Consider the following 16,096-nt stretch of genomic DNA (forward strand, 5'->3'; position numbering starts at 1 on the left):
GCAACAATTCCCCTGACGGGCACGCCACCGCACATTCGTCTCGTCGCGCCTATTCCGGTTTCCCGGCCGCGCGGTGCCAGGGCACGAACCACGTCTCGTCTAGCGAGACGAGTTCATCGATGAGCCATTGGGAGAAAAGCCTCACGCGAGGCGAGACATACTGGCGGCTGGGATACAGCAGCGAAACGGGCCACGGCGTTGGCCGGTAAGGCGCCAGCACCTCCACCAGCGCGCCCTCTGCGAGTTGCCGCTCCACCAGAATTCCCGGCACCTGGATCAGCCCGAATCCGGCGACGCCGCAACGCACGTAGGCGTTCGACTCGTTCACGCTGATGCTCACGCTACAGGCGGCGGTCTGCTCCTGGCCGTCTTCGAGAAAGCGCCAGGCGAGCGGCCGGTTGTCGTGGCCCGAAAGAAAATGGATGCCCTTGTGTGCCGCGAGATCCGACAAGGACGCCGGCGTACCGTGTTCGGCCAGATACGACGGGGAAGCGCACATCACCATGACCGCCGCGCCTACCCGCCTGCCGACCAGACTCGAATCCGGCAGGTCGCCGATTCTCAGGACGCAATCGACACCTTCGGCCACCAGATCGACCGTGCGGTCGGTCACCCCGAGTACGAGATCGAGGCCGGGATATTGATGACTGAACGCGTGCAGGCGGTCGAGGAATTTCTGCTGGGACAGCGCAGCAGGCAGATCGACGCGCAACCGCCCGCGCATTGCCTCGCTCGATTGGCTGAACATCGTGGTTGCATCGTCGATACCGGCGAGAATTTCCTCGGTGCGCGCGTAGAACTGCTCGCCCTCCGCCGTGAGCTTCACGCTGCGAGTCGTCCGCTGAAAGAGCCTCACGCCAAGCGCGGCCTCGAGCTCCTGGACGTAACGCGTGACGTGCGGGCGCCCAACCTGAAGCACTTCCGCCGCGTTCGTGAAGCTTCCCAGCTTCGCCACCGCGCTGAAAACCTTCATTGCTTGCAGCAGTTCCATGCGTTCTCCAGGAGCGGAATCAGGTGAACATGATATCGCTCCATTGTTGAACGTCGCTGCAACAATCCCCGTTAAGCCAGGTTTGCCGAACCGGCTCGCACGAAATGATGTTCCATCCTCGTGCGCAACACGCCGTCGAGTGCGGCTAGCTGTTCGCGCAGGCGAACCGCCTGGCCTTCCGTCATGTCGCTGAGCACGATTTTCTGTTCGAGCACGTCGCCGCAGCGGGTGACGGCCCAACGGTCGACGGCGGCGGTTTCGCTTTCGAGTACAGCGGCGGCTGTCGAGACGACACCCAGATTCAATCCCGATACCAGGTGAACCGTATGCGTCAACGTGAAGCCAGGGAGGACGTGCGACCAGTCTTCGCAGACTGCGGGGGAAGTGGCAGAGGTATCTTGGCGCATAGTCGCTCCGGATGAATGTTTTTCGAACCGGTGCCAGCTATGCCGCTCCCGTTTCGTTGCCGTCAATCGGCCGCATCGCCTCAAAGGCGTCCACCTTGCCCGGGCGGGCAGGTTGGCGTCGGACAGTCCGACTCTGGATGCATGACTTCTGATACTTCGTTCGACATCTCGAACTTCGGTCCATTATACCGAAATTTCGCGATCGAACAAGAAGCCCGGCGAGCCTGGCTTCAACTGGTTTGAACCCAACAACGGAGCCAAAGAACCAGCCGGGCCTCCAAAGGCCGGCATCACCCGATATGGCCCCTACTCGAACCCCACAGACCTACGAAGCCGAAATGACGACGGCCCCGTGGTTCTCCACCTGTGTGAACGTTCGAACGAAGCGGTAGGTCTGGCCGCCGATATCCAGTTCGTTGTGCCCCGAGCGCGTGGCTTCCAGAATCGCGCTCACCACGGCGTTCCGAACCACGCCGCACCGTTGCCAGTCCGCCTGGGGCTCGCCGGCGTCGCCAAGGTAGACCTCGCTCTTGTCGCTTTGCGAGCGCACGAGGATCAGGCTCTTGCCGCTGTCGAGCGAGCGCTCCAGATATTCGGCCAGCGTCGAGAGCGCCTCGGTGGCGGCATCCAGCGGGTCGTGAGTGGACCAGTTCATGAGTGACCTCGGCGGTCGTGTGCGTGGTGCACTCATCCTACCTGAGTGGACGCATCTTGCGCGCCCATTCTGACCAATTGCGCGTCGGCGGCCACGTGCGGCTCGCGTAGCGGACCGGCCCCGCCCCAACCGTTCAGGCGCTGACCGAGGCGGCGCTCGCCTTGCTCGTCGTACGCGTGGCATGCGTCGCATGCTGCAAGCGCGCGACGCCTTCGCGTATCTCGTCCACGTTCGGCGCGGCAAACGAAAGACGCAGCGACGCGGGGTCCGCATTGTCGGCGAAAAACGCCTTGCCGGGCACGAAGATCACCTTGCTCGTGATCGCGTTCGGCAACAGCGCGTCAATCGCCACACCGGGAATGCGCGCCCACACGAACATGCCGCCTTCGGGCTGATGAAACGCGATAGCGTCGCCGAATTGCGCGCGCAAGCCGTCGCACAACGCCTCGCACTTGCCGCGATACGCCTGCGCAATGCGCGGAAGATGCCGCTCCAGCGAGCCCGCCGCCAGATAGTGCGCCGCGATGGCCTGCGTCCACGGCGTGCTGCACAAATCGACGGTCTGCTTGGCAATCACGCAACGCCGCGCGATTTCGGGCGGCGCAATCGTCCAGCCCACGCGCAGGCCGGGCGCAACGACCTTCGACAGACTCGAAAAATGCACGACCCAGTCGCGCGCCCCTTCCACTTCGCTCGCCAGCGCGAGCATGGACGGCACCGCGGCGCCCGCGAAACGCAGATCGCCGTACGGGTCGTCTTCCACGATCACGAAGCGGTATTGCACGGCGAGGCGCAACAACGCGAGACGCCGCTCGCGCGTGAACGTGGCGCCGGTGGGATTCGCGAAGGTCGGCACGGTGTAGAGCAGTTTCGGCCGCGCGATGGCGCCCGAGTCGAGACGCGCCGCGAGCACGCCGACGTCGATGCCGTCGCCGTCCACCGGCACCGTGACGATATTCGCCTGCTGGAGCCGGAGCGCTTGCAGCGTAGCCGGATAAGCGGGCTGCTCCGTCACAGCCGTGTCGCCCGGCGCAAGCAGGATGCGCAGCAACAGGTCGAGACCTTGCTGCGACCCGGTCGTGACGAGCATTTCCTCGGCCGTGCAGGTCACGCCACGGCGCGCCATCAGCGCGAGCAACTGCGTCTTGAGTTCGGGCAAGCCGTCGGTCGGGCCGTATTGCAGGCAGCGCGTGGACACCTGCCATGCCTGCGCCGCGGCCGCCTGCAACCCGTCGGTGTCGAACAGGTCGCTGGCCGGATAGCCGCCCGCGAACGAAATCATGCCTGGTTCTCCCAGGTACTTGAAAAGCTCGCGAATCGGAGAACCGGCAGGATGCCGAAAGGGTTCAGTGAAATCGTACATGTCGTGAATGGCCCGTAGCGGATCAGCAGTCAAGCCTCGATTGTGGTCAGCCGGCGCGCGCGCATCAAACGAAATCTAATCACGACATCATGCGGATTGCTCATCAAGCCCCGCGCGCGCGGGCGGCTTCACACCACGTTCTTCTCGACGATAGGACGATTTTCGAGCACGCGCGACCAGTCGAGCGAGGAAAGGTCGAGCGTGGTGTAACGGCCATGCAGGATCAACTCGCTCACACCCCGCCCCGTCGCCGGTCCCTGCTGCAAACCGTGGCCGCTGAAGCCATTGGCGAACACGCAATTGTCGATGGAGGGGTGATAACCGATGATGGCGTTCTGGTCCAGCACGTTGTACTCGTAATAACCGGACCAGCAGTTCTCCACGCGCAACGCCTCGAAACCCGGCACGCGGTTTGCCAGCGTGGGCCAGATCACCTCGTCGAAAATGGCGTGATCCACTTCGTCGAGCGGCAGATCGTCGGGATCGTTCTCGGGGCCCGGCGACGTTCCGGTGATATAGGTATTGCCCTCCGGGCGAAAGTACACGCCCGAGGGATCGATCAATAGCGGACAGTGGCTCAGCCGCGCGGGCGAAGACACATTGAAGATGCTGCGGCGGCGCGCACGGACGGGTATGTCGATGTCCATCATTTCTGCAAGCTTGCGCGCCCACGCGCCGGCGGCATTCACGAGCGTGTCGCATGCATGGCGTTCGCCGTCGCTCGCGATCACGTGCGTGACCTTGCGGCCGTTGCGCACCACGCCCGTGACGTCGGCGGCGACATAGCGCACGCCGAGCGACTGGGCCTTCTTGCGCAACGCCTGCACGAGGCCATAGCCGTCGAACCAGCCTTCGCCGCTGCGTCCGTAGGCGCCGCTCGCGAGGTCGTCGACGTTGAGCCAGGGAAACTTCGCGCGCAGCGCGTCGCTCGACATCAGTTCGATGTCCGCGCCAAGACTCGTCTGCAACGCGTGGTTCTCGCGCAGCGTCGCCTCACCCGCTGCCGTGGCGAGAAACAGATAGCCGCCTTCATGCAGATCGATCGACGGCCGGTTGCCGTCCACCTGAAGCCGCTCGCCGATCGAGCGCAGAAACTCGATGCCGAAGAGCGACATCTGGATCGAGAGCGGCGTGGAAAATTGCTGCCGGATCGACGCCGCGGAGAGCGCCGACGATGAGCGCGCGTAGCTCGGATCACGCTCGAAAACGGTGACGGCAACGGTTGGATCCGCGGCGCGCAGAAAGTAGGCGATAGAACTCCCGATTGCCCCGCCGCCAACGATAACGACTTGAGAACTCACGACTGGCTCCAGATTGCAGATCACTGCGACGCGCTTTCATAGCGCGAATCGATCCACGACCGGGCGCGCAGTGCGCCCGGCCGCCCCGCCTTCACAGGCGTTCCTTCGCGTGCTGTTCGAGCGCGCTTACTCGACGTTGAAGTCGATGCCCTGCGCGAGCGGCAGCGCCGACGAGTAGTTGACCGTGTTGGTCGCGCGGCGCATATAAGCCTTCCATGCGTCGGAGCCCGATTCGCGCCCGCCGCCGGTCTCCTTCTCGCCGCCGAACGCACCGCCGATCTCCGCGCCGCTCGGCCCGATGTTCACGTTGGCAATGCCGCAGTCGCTGCCCGAGGCCGAAAGGAAACGCTCGCTCTCGCGCAGGTCGGTCGTGAACACGCACGAGGAAAGACCGTGATGCGCGGCGTTGTTCGCCTCGATGGCGTCGTTGAAGTCGCTGTACTTGAGCACGTAAAGAATGGGCGCGAACGTTTCCTTCAGGACAACTTCGGTTTGCGACGGCATCTCGACGATTGCCGGGCACACGTAAAAGCCCTTTTCGTTGCCGGCCACCGCGTGGCGCTCGCCGCCGAACACCTTGCCGCCTTCGCGCTTCGCCTGCTCAAGCGCCGATTGCATGCGCGCGAACGACTGCTCGTCGATGAGCGGCCCCATCAGCGTGCCCTGTTCGAGCGGGTTGCCGATCGCCACCTTGCCGTAGAGCGTCTTGAGGCGTTCGACGGCTTTGTCGTACACGCTTTCGTGCACGAACAGGCGGCGCAGCGACGTGCAGCGCTGCCCCGCCGTGCCCACGGCCGAGAACAGAATGCCGCGCAGCGCGAGTTCGAGATCGGCGGTCGCCGAAACAATGCCCGCATTGTTGCCGCCCAGTTCGAGGAGCGAGCGGCCAAAGCGGCGCGCGACTTCCACACCCACCGTGCGGCCCATTTCCGTGCTGCCCGTTGCGCTCACGATGCTCGAGCGCGGGTCCGCCACCAGCTTCGCACCCACTTCGCGGCCGCCGATCACGAGACTCGTGAGACCTTCCGGCGCGTCGCCGAACTCCTTGAGCACATCTTGCAGGAGCTTGTTGACGGCGAGTGCGGTGAGCGGTGTCTTTTCCGAGGGCTTCCAGACGACGGCGTTGCCGCACACGAGCGCGAGCGCGGCGTTCCACGACCACACGGCCACCGGAAAATTGAAGGCGGAAATGACGGTGCACACGCCCATCGGATGCCACGTTTCGGCCATGCGGTGGCCGGGGCGCTCCGAAGCGATCGTGAGACCGTAGAGCTGACGCGAAAGACCCACGGCAAAGTCACAGATGTCGATCATTTCCTGCACTTCGCCCAGGCCTTCCTGGAAAATCTTGCCGGTTTCCAGCGTGACGAGGCTGCCGAGCGCGCGCTTCTGTTCGCGCAGCTTGTTGCCGAGCAGACGCACGAGTTCACCGCGGCGCGGCGCAGGCACGTTGCGCCACGTCTTGAACGCCTCCTGGGCCTTCGCGAGCGCGGCGTCGACGTCGGCCGCCGACTGGCTCGCGACGCGGCCGATCAGTTCGCCGTTGATCGGCGAATGCACGGCGATGTCGCCCGCTTCCGCGAGCTGGGAAATACCGAGATCCGAGAGGATGGTGGAGGCTTTCATAGGTACAATCCCTTAAAAATTTCCGATACGAAACATTGCTACTTTAGGAAACTATACACGCGCAAATTTGTGGCGACAACACGAAAATCCACGGGAATTTCGACATGCCGCATGGATCGTTCCACGGCCGCTTTCCGCTACGGCGCAGGCACGAATCCGCCTCATCCGGCGGCCGTTCATTTCCTATTGGAAACAAAGCATCGGGCGCCGCAAGATGCGGCGCCCTCGAAGGTCACTGCGGCGTGACTGCGCGATGGCGGTCGATCAGGCTGCTCTCAATCGGCGGTACGCGTGGTCACGGGCACCCATGCCACCTTCTTGACCTGGTACAGCGTCGAACTGGGGCTCTTGAGGTCGCCTGCCGCGTTGAACGCGATCTTGCCCGTGATGCCGTCGTAGTCCGTGCCCTTGAGCGCGGCGTTGAACTGGGCCGGATTGGCCGAGCCCGCCTTTTGCATCGCCGTGATGGCGACCCAGGTGGCGTCATAGGCGAACGGCGCGTAGGCGAGCATGTCGATGCCGAACTTCTGCTTGAACTTCGCCTCGAAATCGCGGCCCTTGGGGAGCGTGGCGAGCGGCTGGCCGTACTCCCACACCGAGGCGCCATCGGCCGAGTCGCCGGCGAGCTTGATGAAGTTCGCGTCCATCACGCCGCCGCCCGCGAGAAATTGCGCCTTCAGGCCGAGCTGGCGCATGCGCTTGACGAGCATGGCCGCCTGCGCGTCGAGGCCGCCGAAGAACACGAGGTCGGGACTCGTGCGCTTGATGCTCGTAAGCTGCGCGCTGAAATCCACCGCCTTGTCATTCGTGAACTCGCGCGCGACGATCGTGCCGCCCGCCGCCTTCACCGCCTTTTCGAACTCGTCGGCCTCGCCCTGCCCGAAGGCCGTGCGGTCGTCGATGATCGCGATGCGCTTCGCCTTCGTCACGGTCGCCGCATAGTGGCCCGCGTTGCCGGCGTTTTGCGAGTCGGTTGCAATCACGCGATAGATCGTCGGGAAGCCGCCCTGCGTGATGGCCGGATTGGTCGCGGCCGGCGTGATCATCGGAATGCCCGCCTTCGCGTAGATCTTCGAGGCCGGCAGCGTGGTGCCCGAATTGAAGTGGCCGATCACAACCGCCACATGGTCGTCCGCGAGTTGCTGCGCGACCTGCACGCCGATGCGCGGGTCGCTCTGGTCGTCCTGCGAGTCGATCACGAACTTGACCGGCTTGCCGCCAATGACGGGATGCGTGGCGTTGGCCTCGTCGACGGCCAGGCGCACGCCGTTCTCGATGTCCTTGCCATAGGCCGCGCCGCCGCCCGTGAGCGGACTGGCCACGCCGATCTTCACGACCACTTCCTGCGCGCTCGCGGCGCCGGCAACCAACATCAACGACGCTGCGATGGCGCAGCCATGACGAGAAGCGAGGAAACGGGGACGCATGCGATATTCCTTCGGTAACTGAAGTCGGCACGTGATGCGCGCGAACGGTCGCGCGGACCTTCGGCACACAGGATTCGTCTCGCGCCACGCCCTGCAAGGCAGCGCAAGGGCAAAACGTGAGCCGATTGTCAGCAGCCGATCGCCCCGCATCAAACGAAATCTAATCACCACGTGATGCGCTTTTCTCATCAAGCCCGCCTGCGTGGGGGATGCACACGAAGGATCGCGCCGCCCCGCCAGCATTGGGGGATACCCGATTGCGCCGGAATATGCGCTATGCCTCGACCTGATGAGTGTCCCGGTACGCACGTGGTGAGCGCCTTGTTCCGCCTGGATTCGCGCAAGAAATCATCAATTTCCCGGCTGGAAATTTATTTAGTCATGCTATGCAAATTCAACGAAAAAACCAGGAGCGCCGCTCGACACTGAAATGTTATGATCGGAAACACAGAGTACGATACGAACATTCCCGAGTCCCCGAATGGAAACCCCATCCCTGAAGCCTGCGGAGAACGCCTCGGCGGAGCTGGGCAAGCGCGTGAAGGCGGCCCGGCTGAAGCTCGACTACACGCTGGAGGCCGCCAGCCGCGTGTGCGGCGTGTCGCGCTCCACGCTCTCGAAGGTGGAAAACGGCGTCATGTCGCCCACGTTCGACGTGCTGCAAAAAATCGTCCACGGTCTGAAGATCGACCTTGGCGAACTGTTCGGCTCGGCGCCCCGGCCGCGCGCAAGCGGACGCCGCGCGCTCACCCGCAAGGGCGGCGGACAGCGGCATTCGGCAGGCTGCTATCAGATGGAGCTGCTGGCAACGGAGCTCGCGCACAAGTCGATGTATCCGTTTCGCATTCGCGTCACGGCGCACTCGCTGGACGAGTTCACCGAATGGGGCCGGCATGAAGGCGAAGAATTTCTCTTCGTGCTGAGCGGCTCGGTCTGTCTCTACTCCGAGCTTTACGCGCCCACCCAGCTCGAAGCGGGCGACAGCCTCTATTTCGACAGCCGCACCGGTCACGCAGCCGTGTCGACGAGCGAAGAGGACGCGGAAGTCCTCTGGCTCATCAACGAACCCCACCCGGCCGCGCACGACAGCGACACCGGCGCGCCCGGCATCTGATCGCGCGCGATCAGGCGGCGTTGGCCGTCATTTTGAAAATGCCCGTGGCATTGCCCGCGTCGAAGCGCAGATCGGTCTGCCAGCGGCGCGAAGCCTGATCGAACTCGCGCTTGCGCGTAATGAACTCGTAGAACGATCCCGGCACCTGGCGCGTCACGCGCTCGCCGTCGGCCGTGCGGAACTCGCGCTCCACGGTGTCCGCGCGGTAGGCGGTCTGAAACACGCGGCCCGAGCGCGAGCGTTCGACCTCGGGCTTCATCGGGCGGCCCTTTTCCTTCTCCTCGTCGGAAAGCTTGAACACGTCGTCCACGCGGTCGGTCGCGTGATTGAACGCGTTGCCTTCCGTCGAGATCCATGCCATCTCCGCCGACTCACGCAACAACGTCTCGTAGTCCGAAACAGAGGGCGCGTCGTGCTGGCGTGCGAACGCACCAACGATCACCGGCAGCAGCGCAAGCGCCGCGTCGAGAGGCAGCGAACCGTCGCGTTCGAGTTCGGAGAGTTGTGCAATCGCGAGCGGCGTGAGCGGATCTTTCGAAGCGCCCACCACGTTGGTCACCGCCTGCTGGAACGCGGCCGAGAAACGCTCCGGGTGTAGCTCGCTCACGAAGAACTGTGCGATCTCGTCGGGTGCGTCTTCGTGGGCGTAGGCGCGGCCCGTCATGCCCAGCTTGTCCAGCGGATAGCGGCCGTTCAGGCGAAAGCCGAGCGGACGCAGGATGCGCGTGAACGCCGCCTCGCCGGGCGGCAGCGCGCCGTTATGCGGCCATCGCACCGTGCGCAGCGCGCCGTGATCGAAGTAGACCGCACCGCCGCGCGCGAGCGCGTCGTTCGTGTAGATGCGCCCGTTGGGCGAGCGCTCCAGCAGGTCTTCGAACAACGCCATGTTCATCGCCTGCGCGAGTTCGGCGCGCGTGACCGTGCCGTCCTCCCAGTCTTCAAGGATCGACGGGAAGTTGAGCGTCGAAAAAAGGGCTTCGGTTTTCTCAGGGCCGAGCAGCGCCGACAACAGGCGTTCTACGTTCGAATTGCGCATCACCAGATCTCATGGGCACAGCCGCCATCAGGCGGCCAACAGTGGGGACGCCGACCTTCCTGTTCGGGCCGGCCGTACGTAAACATACGTGAAACGCATTATTCGGACGGTTGCATGCCGCGTAAAGCGAGATTAAATTGTTACTTGATGAGTTTATGGAATGATCATGCGCAAATTCAAGATCCCGAACATCGGTGCGCTTACTGCCTTCGAAGCCGCCGCGCGCCACGAGAGCTTCACGCACGCTGCGAAAGAACTGTTCCTCACCGAAAGCGCGGTGTCGCGCCAGATCGCCACGCTCGAATCGAATCTCGGCGTGCGCCTGTTCGTGCGCGCCAAACAACGGGTCGTGCTCACGCGCGCGGGGCGGCTGTACAGCACGCAGGTCCGGCGCGCGCTGGAAAATCTCGATCGCGACACGCTCTCCATCATTGCGCACGGCAGCGGCGGCGGGTATCTCGAACTCGCCGTGCTCCCGACCTTCGCCTCCGAGTGGCTGATCCCGCGCCTCAAGGACTTCTACGACCGCACGCCCGACGTGCGCGTGAACATGGGCGTGCGCACCGACACCTTCTCGTTCGAGGAATCGCACTTCGAAGCCGCGATCCACTACGGCAAGCCCACCTGGCCCGGCACCTCGGCCGACTACCTGTTCGGCGAGGAAGTCGTGCCAGTCTGCGCGCCTTCGCTGCTCACGCGCCCCATCAAGAAGGCGCATGAACTGCTCGCCTACCCGCTCCTGCACTCCACCACGCGCCCGGACGCCTGGACACGCTGGTTCGACGATCTCGGCGTGGCGGACAACGCCACCATGCACGGCGTGCGCTACGAACTTCACACCATGCTGATCGCGGCGGCGGCAGCGGGCCTCGGCGTGGCGCTCGTGCCAAAGTTCTTTGTCGAAGGCCAGCTCGAACGGCTCGGCATCGTCATTGCGTTCGATACGGCGTCGGTTGCGGACGGCGGCTACTACTTCGTCTACCCCACGGAGCTCAGTCACGGCAAACCGCTGGAGCAGTTCCGCGCGTGGCTGCTCGACCAGGCCAGCGCCTACAGTACGCAGCGCACCCAGCACGACGCGCACGGCTCACACCGCAAGAATACACGATAAGAAAAAAGTTTCTTATAGGAAATATTTCGGTTAGCATCGGACGAAACAACCTCTTTCGTCGCGAGACTGACATGGAAGACGTGGTCGTCATAGGCGCGGGCATCATCGGCACTGCGTCCGCGCTTGAACTCACGCAACGCGGCATGCGCGTGCGTATCGTCGACAGCGCGCCGCCCGGCACAGGATGTTCGTTCGGCAACGCGGGACTGATCGCCGTCGACCATGTCGCGCCCCTCGCGAGCCCGGAAACGCTCGCCGGCCTGCCCCGCATGCTGCTGCGCGCGGACAGCCCGCTGCGCCTGCACAAGCGCAGCCTGCCGCGCATGGCGCCGTGGCTGCTGGAGTTCGTCGCGCAAGCGCAAGAACCGCGCTTTCGGCGCAACACGCGCGCACTCGCGAGCCTCGTCACCGTCGCGGCGCAAGCCTGGCGGCGTCTGCTGGACGGCCATATCGGCGCCGGGCTCTTTCGCGATATCGGTTCGCTCTACGTGTTCGAGCAACCCGTTGCGCCCGCAACGGAACGCGCGCAGCTCGAATTGCTCGACCGGCACGACGTGCGCTATGAGACGCTCACGGCCGCTCAGGTGCGCCGCGACTATCTGCCGGCGCTCACGCCGCATATGAGCCACGCACGCTATTTTCCGGGCATGGCGTCCGTCACGAATCCGCAACGGGTGGTCGAGCGCATTTTCGACGCCGCGCTTGCGGCGGGTGCGAGTTTCACGAGCGGCGCGGTGCAGGCGCTGCGCCCCCTGCCCGACGGCCGGATTACCGTGACGCTCGACGGGCAAACCCACATCGCGGACAAGGTGCTGATCGCAGCGGGCTCACGCAGCGACGAACTGGCGCAGCAACTCGGCGCCAGCATTCCGCTCACGAACGAGCGTGGCTACCACGTGCAGCTAGCCGCGCCGTCACGCGATCACTTGCGCGTGCCCGTGAGCTTCGTCGAGCGCGGCTTCACCTGCAACCCGATGGAGCAAGGCATTCGTCTTGCGGGGACCGTCGAACTCGGCGCGCGCGGCGCGCCGGACTGGCGTCGCGCCGACCTGCTCGCCACACAATTTCAGACGCTCTTTCCTGGCGAGCCCGCACCGCGCATCGCGAAGCGCTGGTACGGCGAGCGCCCGACGCTGCCCGACTACCTGCCGATGATCGGCGAGATGCGTGGCGCGCGTAACGTTTTCGTGGCCACGGGCCATCAGCACCTGGGACTCACGCTCGGCCCGCTCACCGGCGAACTCGTCGCGCAATTGATCGCTCGCCAGCAGCCCGCCGTCGATCTCACGCCGTTTCGCATCGACCGGTTTTGAGGCGCAGGCCAACGTCCGGTCAAAACCGCACCCGCCACGGCGCGCTTGACATCCCGCATTGACAGCCCGCCGCGCGGATTAGAATCGCTCATCGGCCGTGCAACGCACACATAGCAGCGAGGCAATGCGGCCCAACCAACGCGAAGAGGCACACCCACGATGACGACGAACGCCACCCAACCCGCCGTAAACGTGCTGCGCGGCGGCGCAATCGAAACCACACATGCCGCCCATATCGCCGTGGTCGACGCTCAGGGCCGACTGCTCTACGCGCTCGGCAACCCGCAGCGCATGACGCTCGTGCGCTCGGCCGCCAAGCCCGCGCAGGCGCTCGCCGTGGTCGAGACGGGCGCGCTCGAACGCTTCGGCTTCGACGAGGCCGATCTCGCGCTCATGTGCGCCTCGCACAGCAGCGAGGATCGCCATATCGAGCGCACGCGCGCGATGCTCGCCAAGGTATCCGCGACCGAAGCGGACCTGCGCTGCGGCGGACACGCGCCACTCTCCGACGCCGTGTACAAGGCGTGGATCAAGCGCGACTTCACGCCGGGCGCGGTGTGCAGCAACTGCTCGGGCAAGCACGCGGGCATGCTGGCCGGCGCGCGTTCCATCGGCGCGGCGCTGGCCGATTACCATCTGCCGTCGCATCCCTTGCAGCAGCATGTGAAGCGCATCGTGGCGCAAGCCTGCGACCTCGCCGAAACGGATGTCGAATGGGCCGTCGACGGTTGCAATCTGCCCACGCCCGCCTTCGCGCTCGAACGGCTTGCGCGACTCTTCGTCAAGCTCGCCGCCGCGCAGGATCACGCAGGCACTTCCGCCGACGCCCGCACGCAGGCACTCGCCCGCATCTATCGCGCGATGACGTCGTATCCGGAACTGGTGGCGGGAGAAGGCCGTTTTTGCACGATGCTCATGCGCGCGTTCGAAGGTGCGCTCGTCGGCAAGGTGGGCGCGGCGGGCAGCTATGCGATCGGCGTCCGCGCGAGCAGCGCGACTGCCGCGCATACGGGCGGGCCCGCGCTAGGTATCGCGGTGAAAGTCGAGGACGGCGATCAGACCGTGCTCTACGCGATCGTCGTGGAAGTGCTCAGGCAACTGGGCATCGGCACGGCGCAACAGCTTGCACAACTAAGCAAATTCGACGCCCCGCGCATCGTCAATACGATGGGTGTCGAAACGGGCTTTGTCTCGCCGCAGTTTGCACTCAAACGCGTCGATCACCCGACGCGCCAATGAGCATGGCGGTGGCGGCGCGGGCCGCGAAAGCCCGCGCCAACACAACGCTCACAGCAACGCCACCACCTTCACGTCGCTGCGATCGGCTGATGCCACGACCTTGCCGTCCACGCGGCGGAACATGAGCGTCACCGTATTCTTGCCCACGCGCAGATCGCCCACCTCCAGCCAGTCGATGCCTTCGGGCAACATGGGCTGCTCGACACGCACCTCGTTGCGCGCCGCGTCGATCGTCACGCCAAGACACGCTTCGAGCATCATGAACGGCGAGCCCGCGGCCCAGGCTTGCGGCAGACAGGCCACCGGGTACGCGGTCGGCGGCTCGCCGCGCCGGCGCGGAAAGCCGCAGAAGAGTTCGGGCAGACGCATGTCGAACGTCACGGCGGCCTCGAACAGCGCCTGCAAGAGCCGCACCGCCGCCGCCTTGCGGCCATAGCGTGCAAGACCGCGCGCGCACAGCGCGTTGTCGTGCGGCCAGACCGAGCCGTTGTGGTACGCCATGGGGTTGAAACGCGCCTGACCCGCCGCGAGCGTGCGCACGCCCCAGCCCGTGTGGAAGAGCGCCGATTCGAGCACTTCCGCCACGGCGCGGCCGCGTTCCTCCTGAGGCAGCCCGAACGCGAGCAGATGCCCCGCATTCGACGCCAGCACGCGGCACAACTCGCCGTGGCCGTCGAGCGCAATGCCGTAGAACTCCGACTCCGGCATCCAGAACTTCTCCTCCACGCAACGGCGGATCTTCGAGGCGCGCGCGGCATAGCGCGCCGCGTCTTCGACGAGACCGCGATGCGTGGCGAAGCGCGACATCGTCTCGAACGCGGCGCTCGCATACGCCTGCACTTCGACAAGCGCGATCGGGCCGTCGGGGAAGCGGCCGTCCGCATGGAACACCGAGTCGTGGCTGTCTTTCCAGCCCTGGTTCGCGAGGCCGCCTTCCGATTCGCGCCGGTAGTCGAGCAAACCGAGTTGGTTGCGGTCGCACACACCCGCGACCCAGGCCGCCGCGCGCTCGAGCGCCGGCCACAACTCGTCGATCAGCGAAACATCGCCCGTGCGTTCCACATAGGCGCCCGCCAGCACGACGAAGAGCGGCGTGGTGTCCACCCCGCCGTAGTAGAGCGCGAACGGTACCTCGCCCGTGGCCGCCATTTCGCTCTTGCGCATTTCGTGCATGATCTTGCCGACCGCCGCGTCGCGAAACGCCGAGTCCTCGCGCGCCTGATGCTCGGCGAGAAAACGCAGCACGCCGCGCGCGAGCGCGGGCGTGAGCCACAGCGTTTGCAGCGAGGTAATCACCGCGTCGCGGCCAAACGGCGTGGAGAACCACGGAATGCCCGCGTACGGGTACGGGCCGGTCGGCAAGTCAGTGGTGAGCAGGCCCAGGTCGGCGATCGAGCGGTTGATCCACGCGTTGAAGAGCGGATTGCTCGAACGCAGGCGCGCGGCCGCACGGCGGCGTTCGCGCATCACGATGTGCGAGTCGACCAGCGCGGCGCGCACGGCCGCGCGGCCCACGCGCTGTTCCGCCGAGTTCGCGAGGCAATGAGGCGGCTGGAAGATGCCCGCGCTTTGCGTGCCGGGCGCGGCGCCGGGCAGCGCCTCGACTTCGATCGCCACCGTGAGGTAGATCGAGACGCAGGCCTGCGCGGGCAGGTCCACGGTGAAGTCGGCGCGATCGGCGAGCAGCTTGCTCGGCGTGGGCGAGAATTCGATCCGCACGCGCCGCGCGACCTTGTCGAGGCCGATGTATTCGAGCCGCACCTCGCCGTCTTCCACGCGCGGCGGCATGAGCGTGCCGCGCTTTTCGCGCTTCAGGCCGCGCACTTCGAACATGTCGCGGAAGTCGCTCGCGAACGAAATGGAAAGCGGCACCACGGCGTCTTCGGTGCCATAGTTCGTGAGTTCGATGGCCTCGGTCATCATCGTGCCCGAGAGCACGCGCTCGCGCTGCACGTGAATCACGCCTTCGGGCGTGGTGGTGCCGCCGAGCGGCGGCAGCGGACGATTGGTGAGGTGGGCCGTGAACACGGCGTTGTCGCTGCTCACGCTGCCCGAGAGCAGCGAGGGCACGCGCCCGCCGAAGGTCAAACGCAGCGACGAGAGCACGCGCGTGTCGTTGACGAAGAGACCGTCGTCGACGCCGGTGATGTCGCCGAGCGGATCGTTGACGATAAAGGTGCCGCCCGACTTCAGCACATGCTGGTCGGCGCTTGCGACTTCGGGGGTTTCGGGCGCGATGAACGCACCGTCGGTTTCTCGTGCGTCTTGAACAGGATGATCCACGCCGCTTGAGCGCGTGACGCCACCGAGTGTTTCAGGATCCTGCATTGCGTGCCTCCAATGCCGTGCAACGGGTTACGGTACGGTTCGCTTCCGCTTGATTGTAGTGGCTTCGGCGCGCATGGAGGGAATCAATGCGCGGCTTTCTGCGGCCGCATGCAAGGAACGTGCGCGGAAAAAATTGCGGGCGCCGGCACGGTAAAACGTGCGGGCGCCCGTGAAGGCAAGGCATG

The 16,096-nt window shown here is 65.2% G+C and carries 13 protein-coding genes and 1 riboswitch; of the genes, 4 read left to right on the forward strand and 9 right to left on the reverse strand.

The window, feature by feature from the left end; translation table 11 throughout:
* Positions 1-49: 49 nt before the first annotated feature.
* The 7 genes from C7401_RS00525 to C7401_RS00555 form a co-directional block, all read right to left on the reverse strand.
* Positions 50-991, reverse strand: coding sequence for a LysR family transcriptional regulator (locus C7401_RS00525; protein ID WP_112169219.1), 942 nt, complete (start codon positions 989-991; stop codon positions 50-52).
* 71 nt (positions 992-1,062) lie between these two features.
* Positions 1,063-1,398 (reverse strand): hypothetical protein, encoded by a 336-nt coding sequence (locus tag C7401_RS44785; RefSeq protein ID WP_181565464.1) that lies wholly within the window; start codon positions 1,396-1,398, stop codon positions 1,063-1,065.
* A 42-nt stretch (positions 1,399-1,440) separates the two neighbouring features.
* A riboswitch (SAM-I-IV-variant riboswitch) is annotated at positions 1,441-1,544 on the reverse strand.
* A 179-nt stretch (positions 1,545-1,723) separates the two neighbouring features.
* Entirely contained in the window at positions 1,724-2,053 is a 330-nt protein-coding gene (locus tag C7401_RS00535; RefSeq protein WP_112169221.1) for a hypothetical protein, read from the reverse strand.
* Between the two features lie 133 nt (positions 2,054-2,186).
* Complete coding sequence (locus tag C7401_RS00540) at positions 2,187-3,416, reverse strand: aminotransferase-like domain-containing protein (RefSeq protein ID WP_112169223.1); 1,230 nt, start codon at positions 3,414-3,416, stop codon at positions 2,187-2,189.
* 128 nt (positions 3,417-3,544) lie between these two features.
* Entirely contained in the window at positions 3,545-4,717 is a 1,173-nt protein-coding gene (locus C7401_RS00545; protein WP_112169225.1) for an NAD(P)/FAD-dependent oxidoreductase, read from the reverse strand.
* Positions 4,718-4,843: 126 nt separating this feature from the next.
* On the reverse strand, positions 4,844-6,343 hold the full coding sequence (amaB, locus tag C7401_RS00550; RefSeq protein ID WP_112169227.1) for an L-piperidine-6-carboxylate dehydrogenase: 1,500 nt from the start codon (positions 6,341-6,343) through the stop codon (positions 4,844-4,846).
* 275 nt (positions 6,344-6,618) lie between these two features.
* Positions 6,619-7,716, reverse strand: a complete 1,098-nt coding sequence (locus C7401_RS00555) for a branched-chain amino acid ABC transporter substrate-binding protein (RefSeq protein WP_258396808.1) — start codon at positions 7,714-7,716, stop codon at positions 6,619-6,621.
* A gap of 535 nt (positions 7,717-8,251) precedes the next feature.
* On the opposite strand from C7401_RS00555, the gene C7401_RS00560 reads away from it, so the two are divergent.
* Positions 8,252-8,884: a helix-turn-helix domain-containing protein gene (locus C7401_RS00560; protein ID WP_112169231.1), complete on the forward strand. Its 633-nt coding sequence runs from the start codon at positions 8,252-8,254 to the stop codon at positions 8,882-8,884.
* A 10-nt stretch (positions 8,885-8,894) separates the two neighbouring features.
* On the opposite strand, the gene C7401_RS00565 is transcribed toward C7401_RS00560, so the two are convergent.
* The gene (locus C7401_RS00565; RefSeq protein WP_112169233.1) at positions 8,895-9,920 is read right to left on the reverse strand and encodes a DUF1338 domain-containing protein; all 1,026 of its coding nucleotides are present in this window, start codon (positions 9,918-9,920) and stop codon (positions 8,895-8,897) included.
* Between the two features lie 166 nt (positions 9,921-10,086).
* On the opposite strand from C7401_RS00565, the gene C7401_RS00570 reads away from it, so the two are divergent.
* The 3 genes from C7401_RS00570 (at position 10,087) to C7401_RS00580 (ending at position 13,583) form a co-directional block, all read left to right on the forward strand.
* Positions 10,087-11,031: a LysR substrate-binding domain-containing protein gene (locus C7401_RS00570; protein WP_112169765.1), complete on the forward strand. Its 945-nt coding sequence runs from the start codon at positions 10,087-10,089 to the stop codon at positions 11,029-11,031.
* A 71-nt stretch (positions 11,032-11,102) separates the two neighbouring features.
* On the forward strand, positions 11,103-12,344 hold the full coding sequence (locus C7401_RS00575) for an NAD(P)/FAD-dependent oxidoreductase (protein WP_112169235.1): 1,242 nt from the start codon (positions 11,103-11,105) through the stop codon (positions 12,342-12,344).
* Between the two features lie 159 nt (positions 12,345-12,503).
* Positions 12,504-13,583, forward strand: a complete 1,080-nt coding sequence (locus C7401_RS00580) for an asparaginase (RefSeq protein WP_112169237.1) — start codon at positions 12,504-12,506, stop codon at positions 13,581-13,583.
* A 48-nt stretch (positions 13,584-13,631) separates the two neighbouring features.
* On the opposite strand, the gene C7401_RS00585 is transcribed toward C7401_RS00580, so the two are convergent.
* The gene (locus C7401_RS00585) at positions 13,632-15,911 is read right to left on the reverse strand and encodes an amylo-alpha-1,6-glucosidase (RefSeq protein ID WP_112169239.1); all 2,280 of its coding nucleotides are present in this window, start codon (positions 15,909-15,911) and stop codon (positions 13,632-13,634) included.
* Positions 15,912-16,096: the final 185 nt, after the last annotated feature.

This window comes from Paraburkholderia unamae (assembly GCF_003268775.1).
Taxonomy (GTDB): Bacteria; Pseudomonadota; Gammaproteobacteria; order Burkholderiales; family Burkholderiaceae; genus Paraburkholderia; species Paraburkholderia unamae.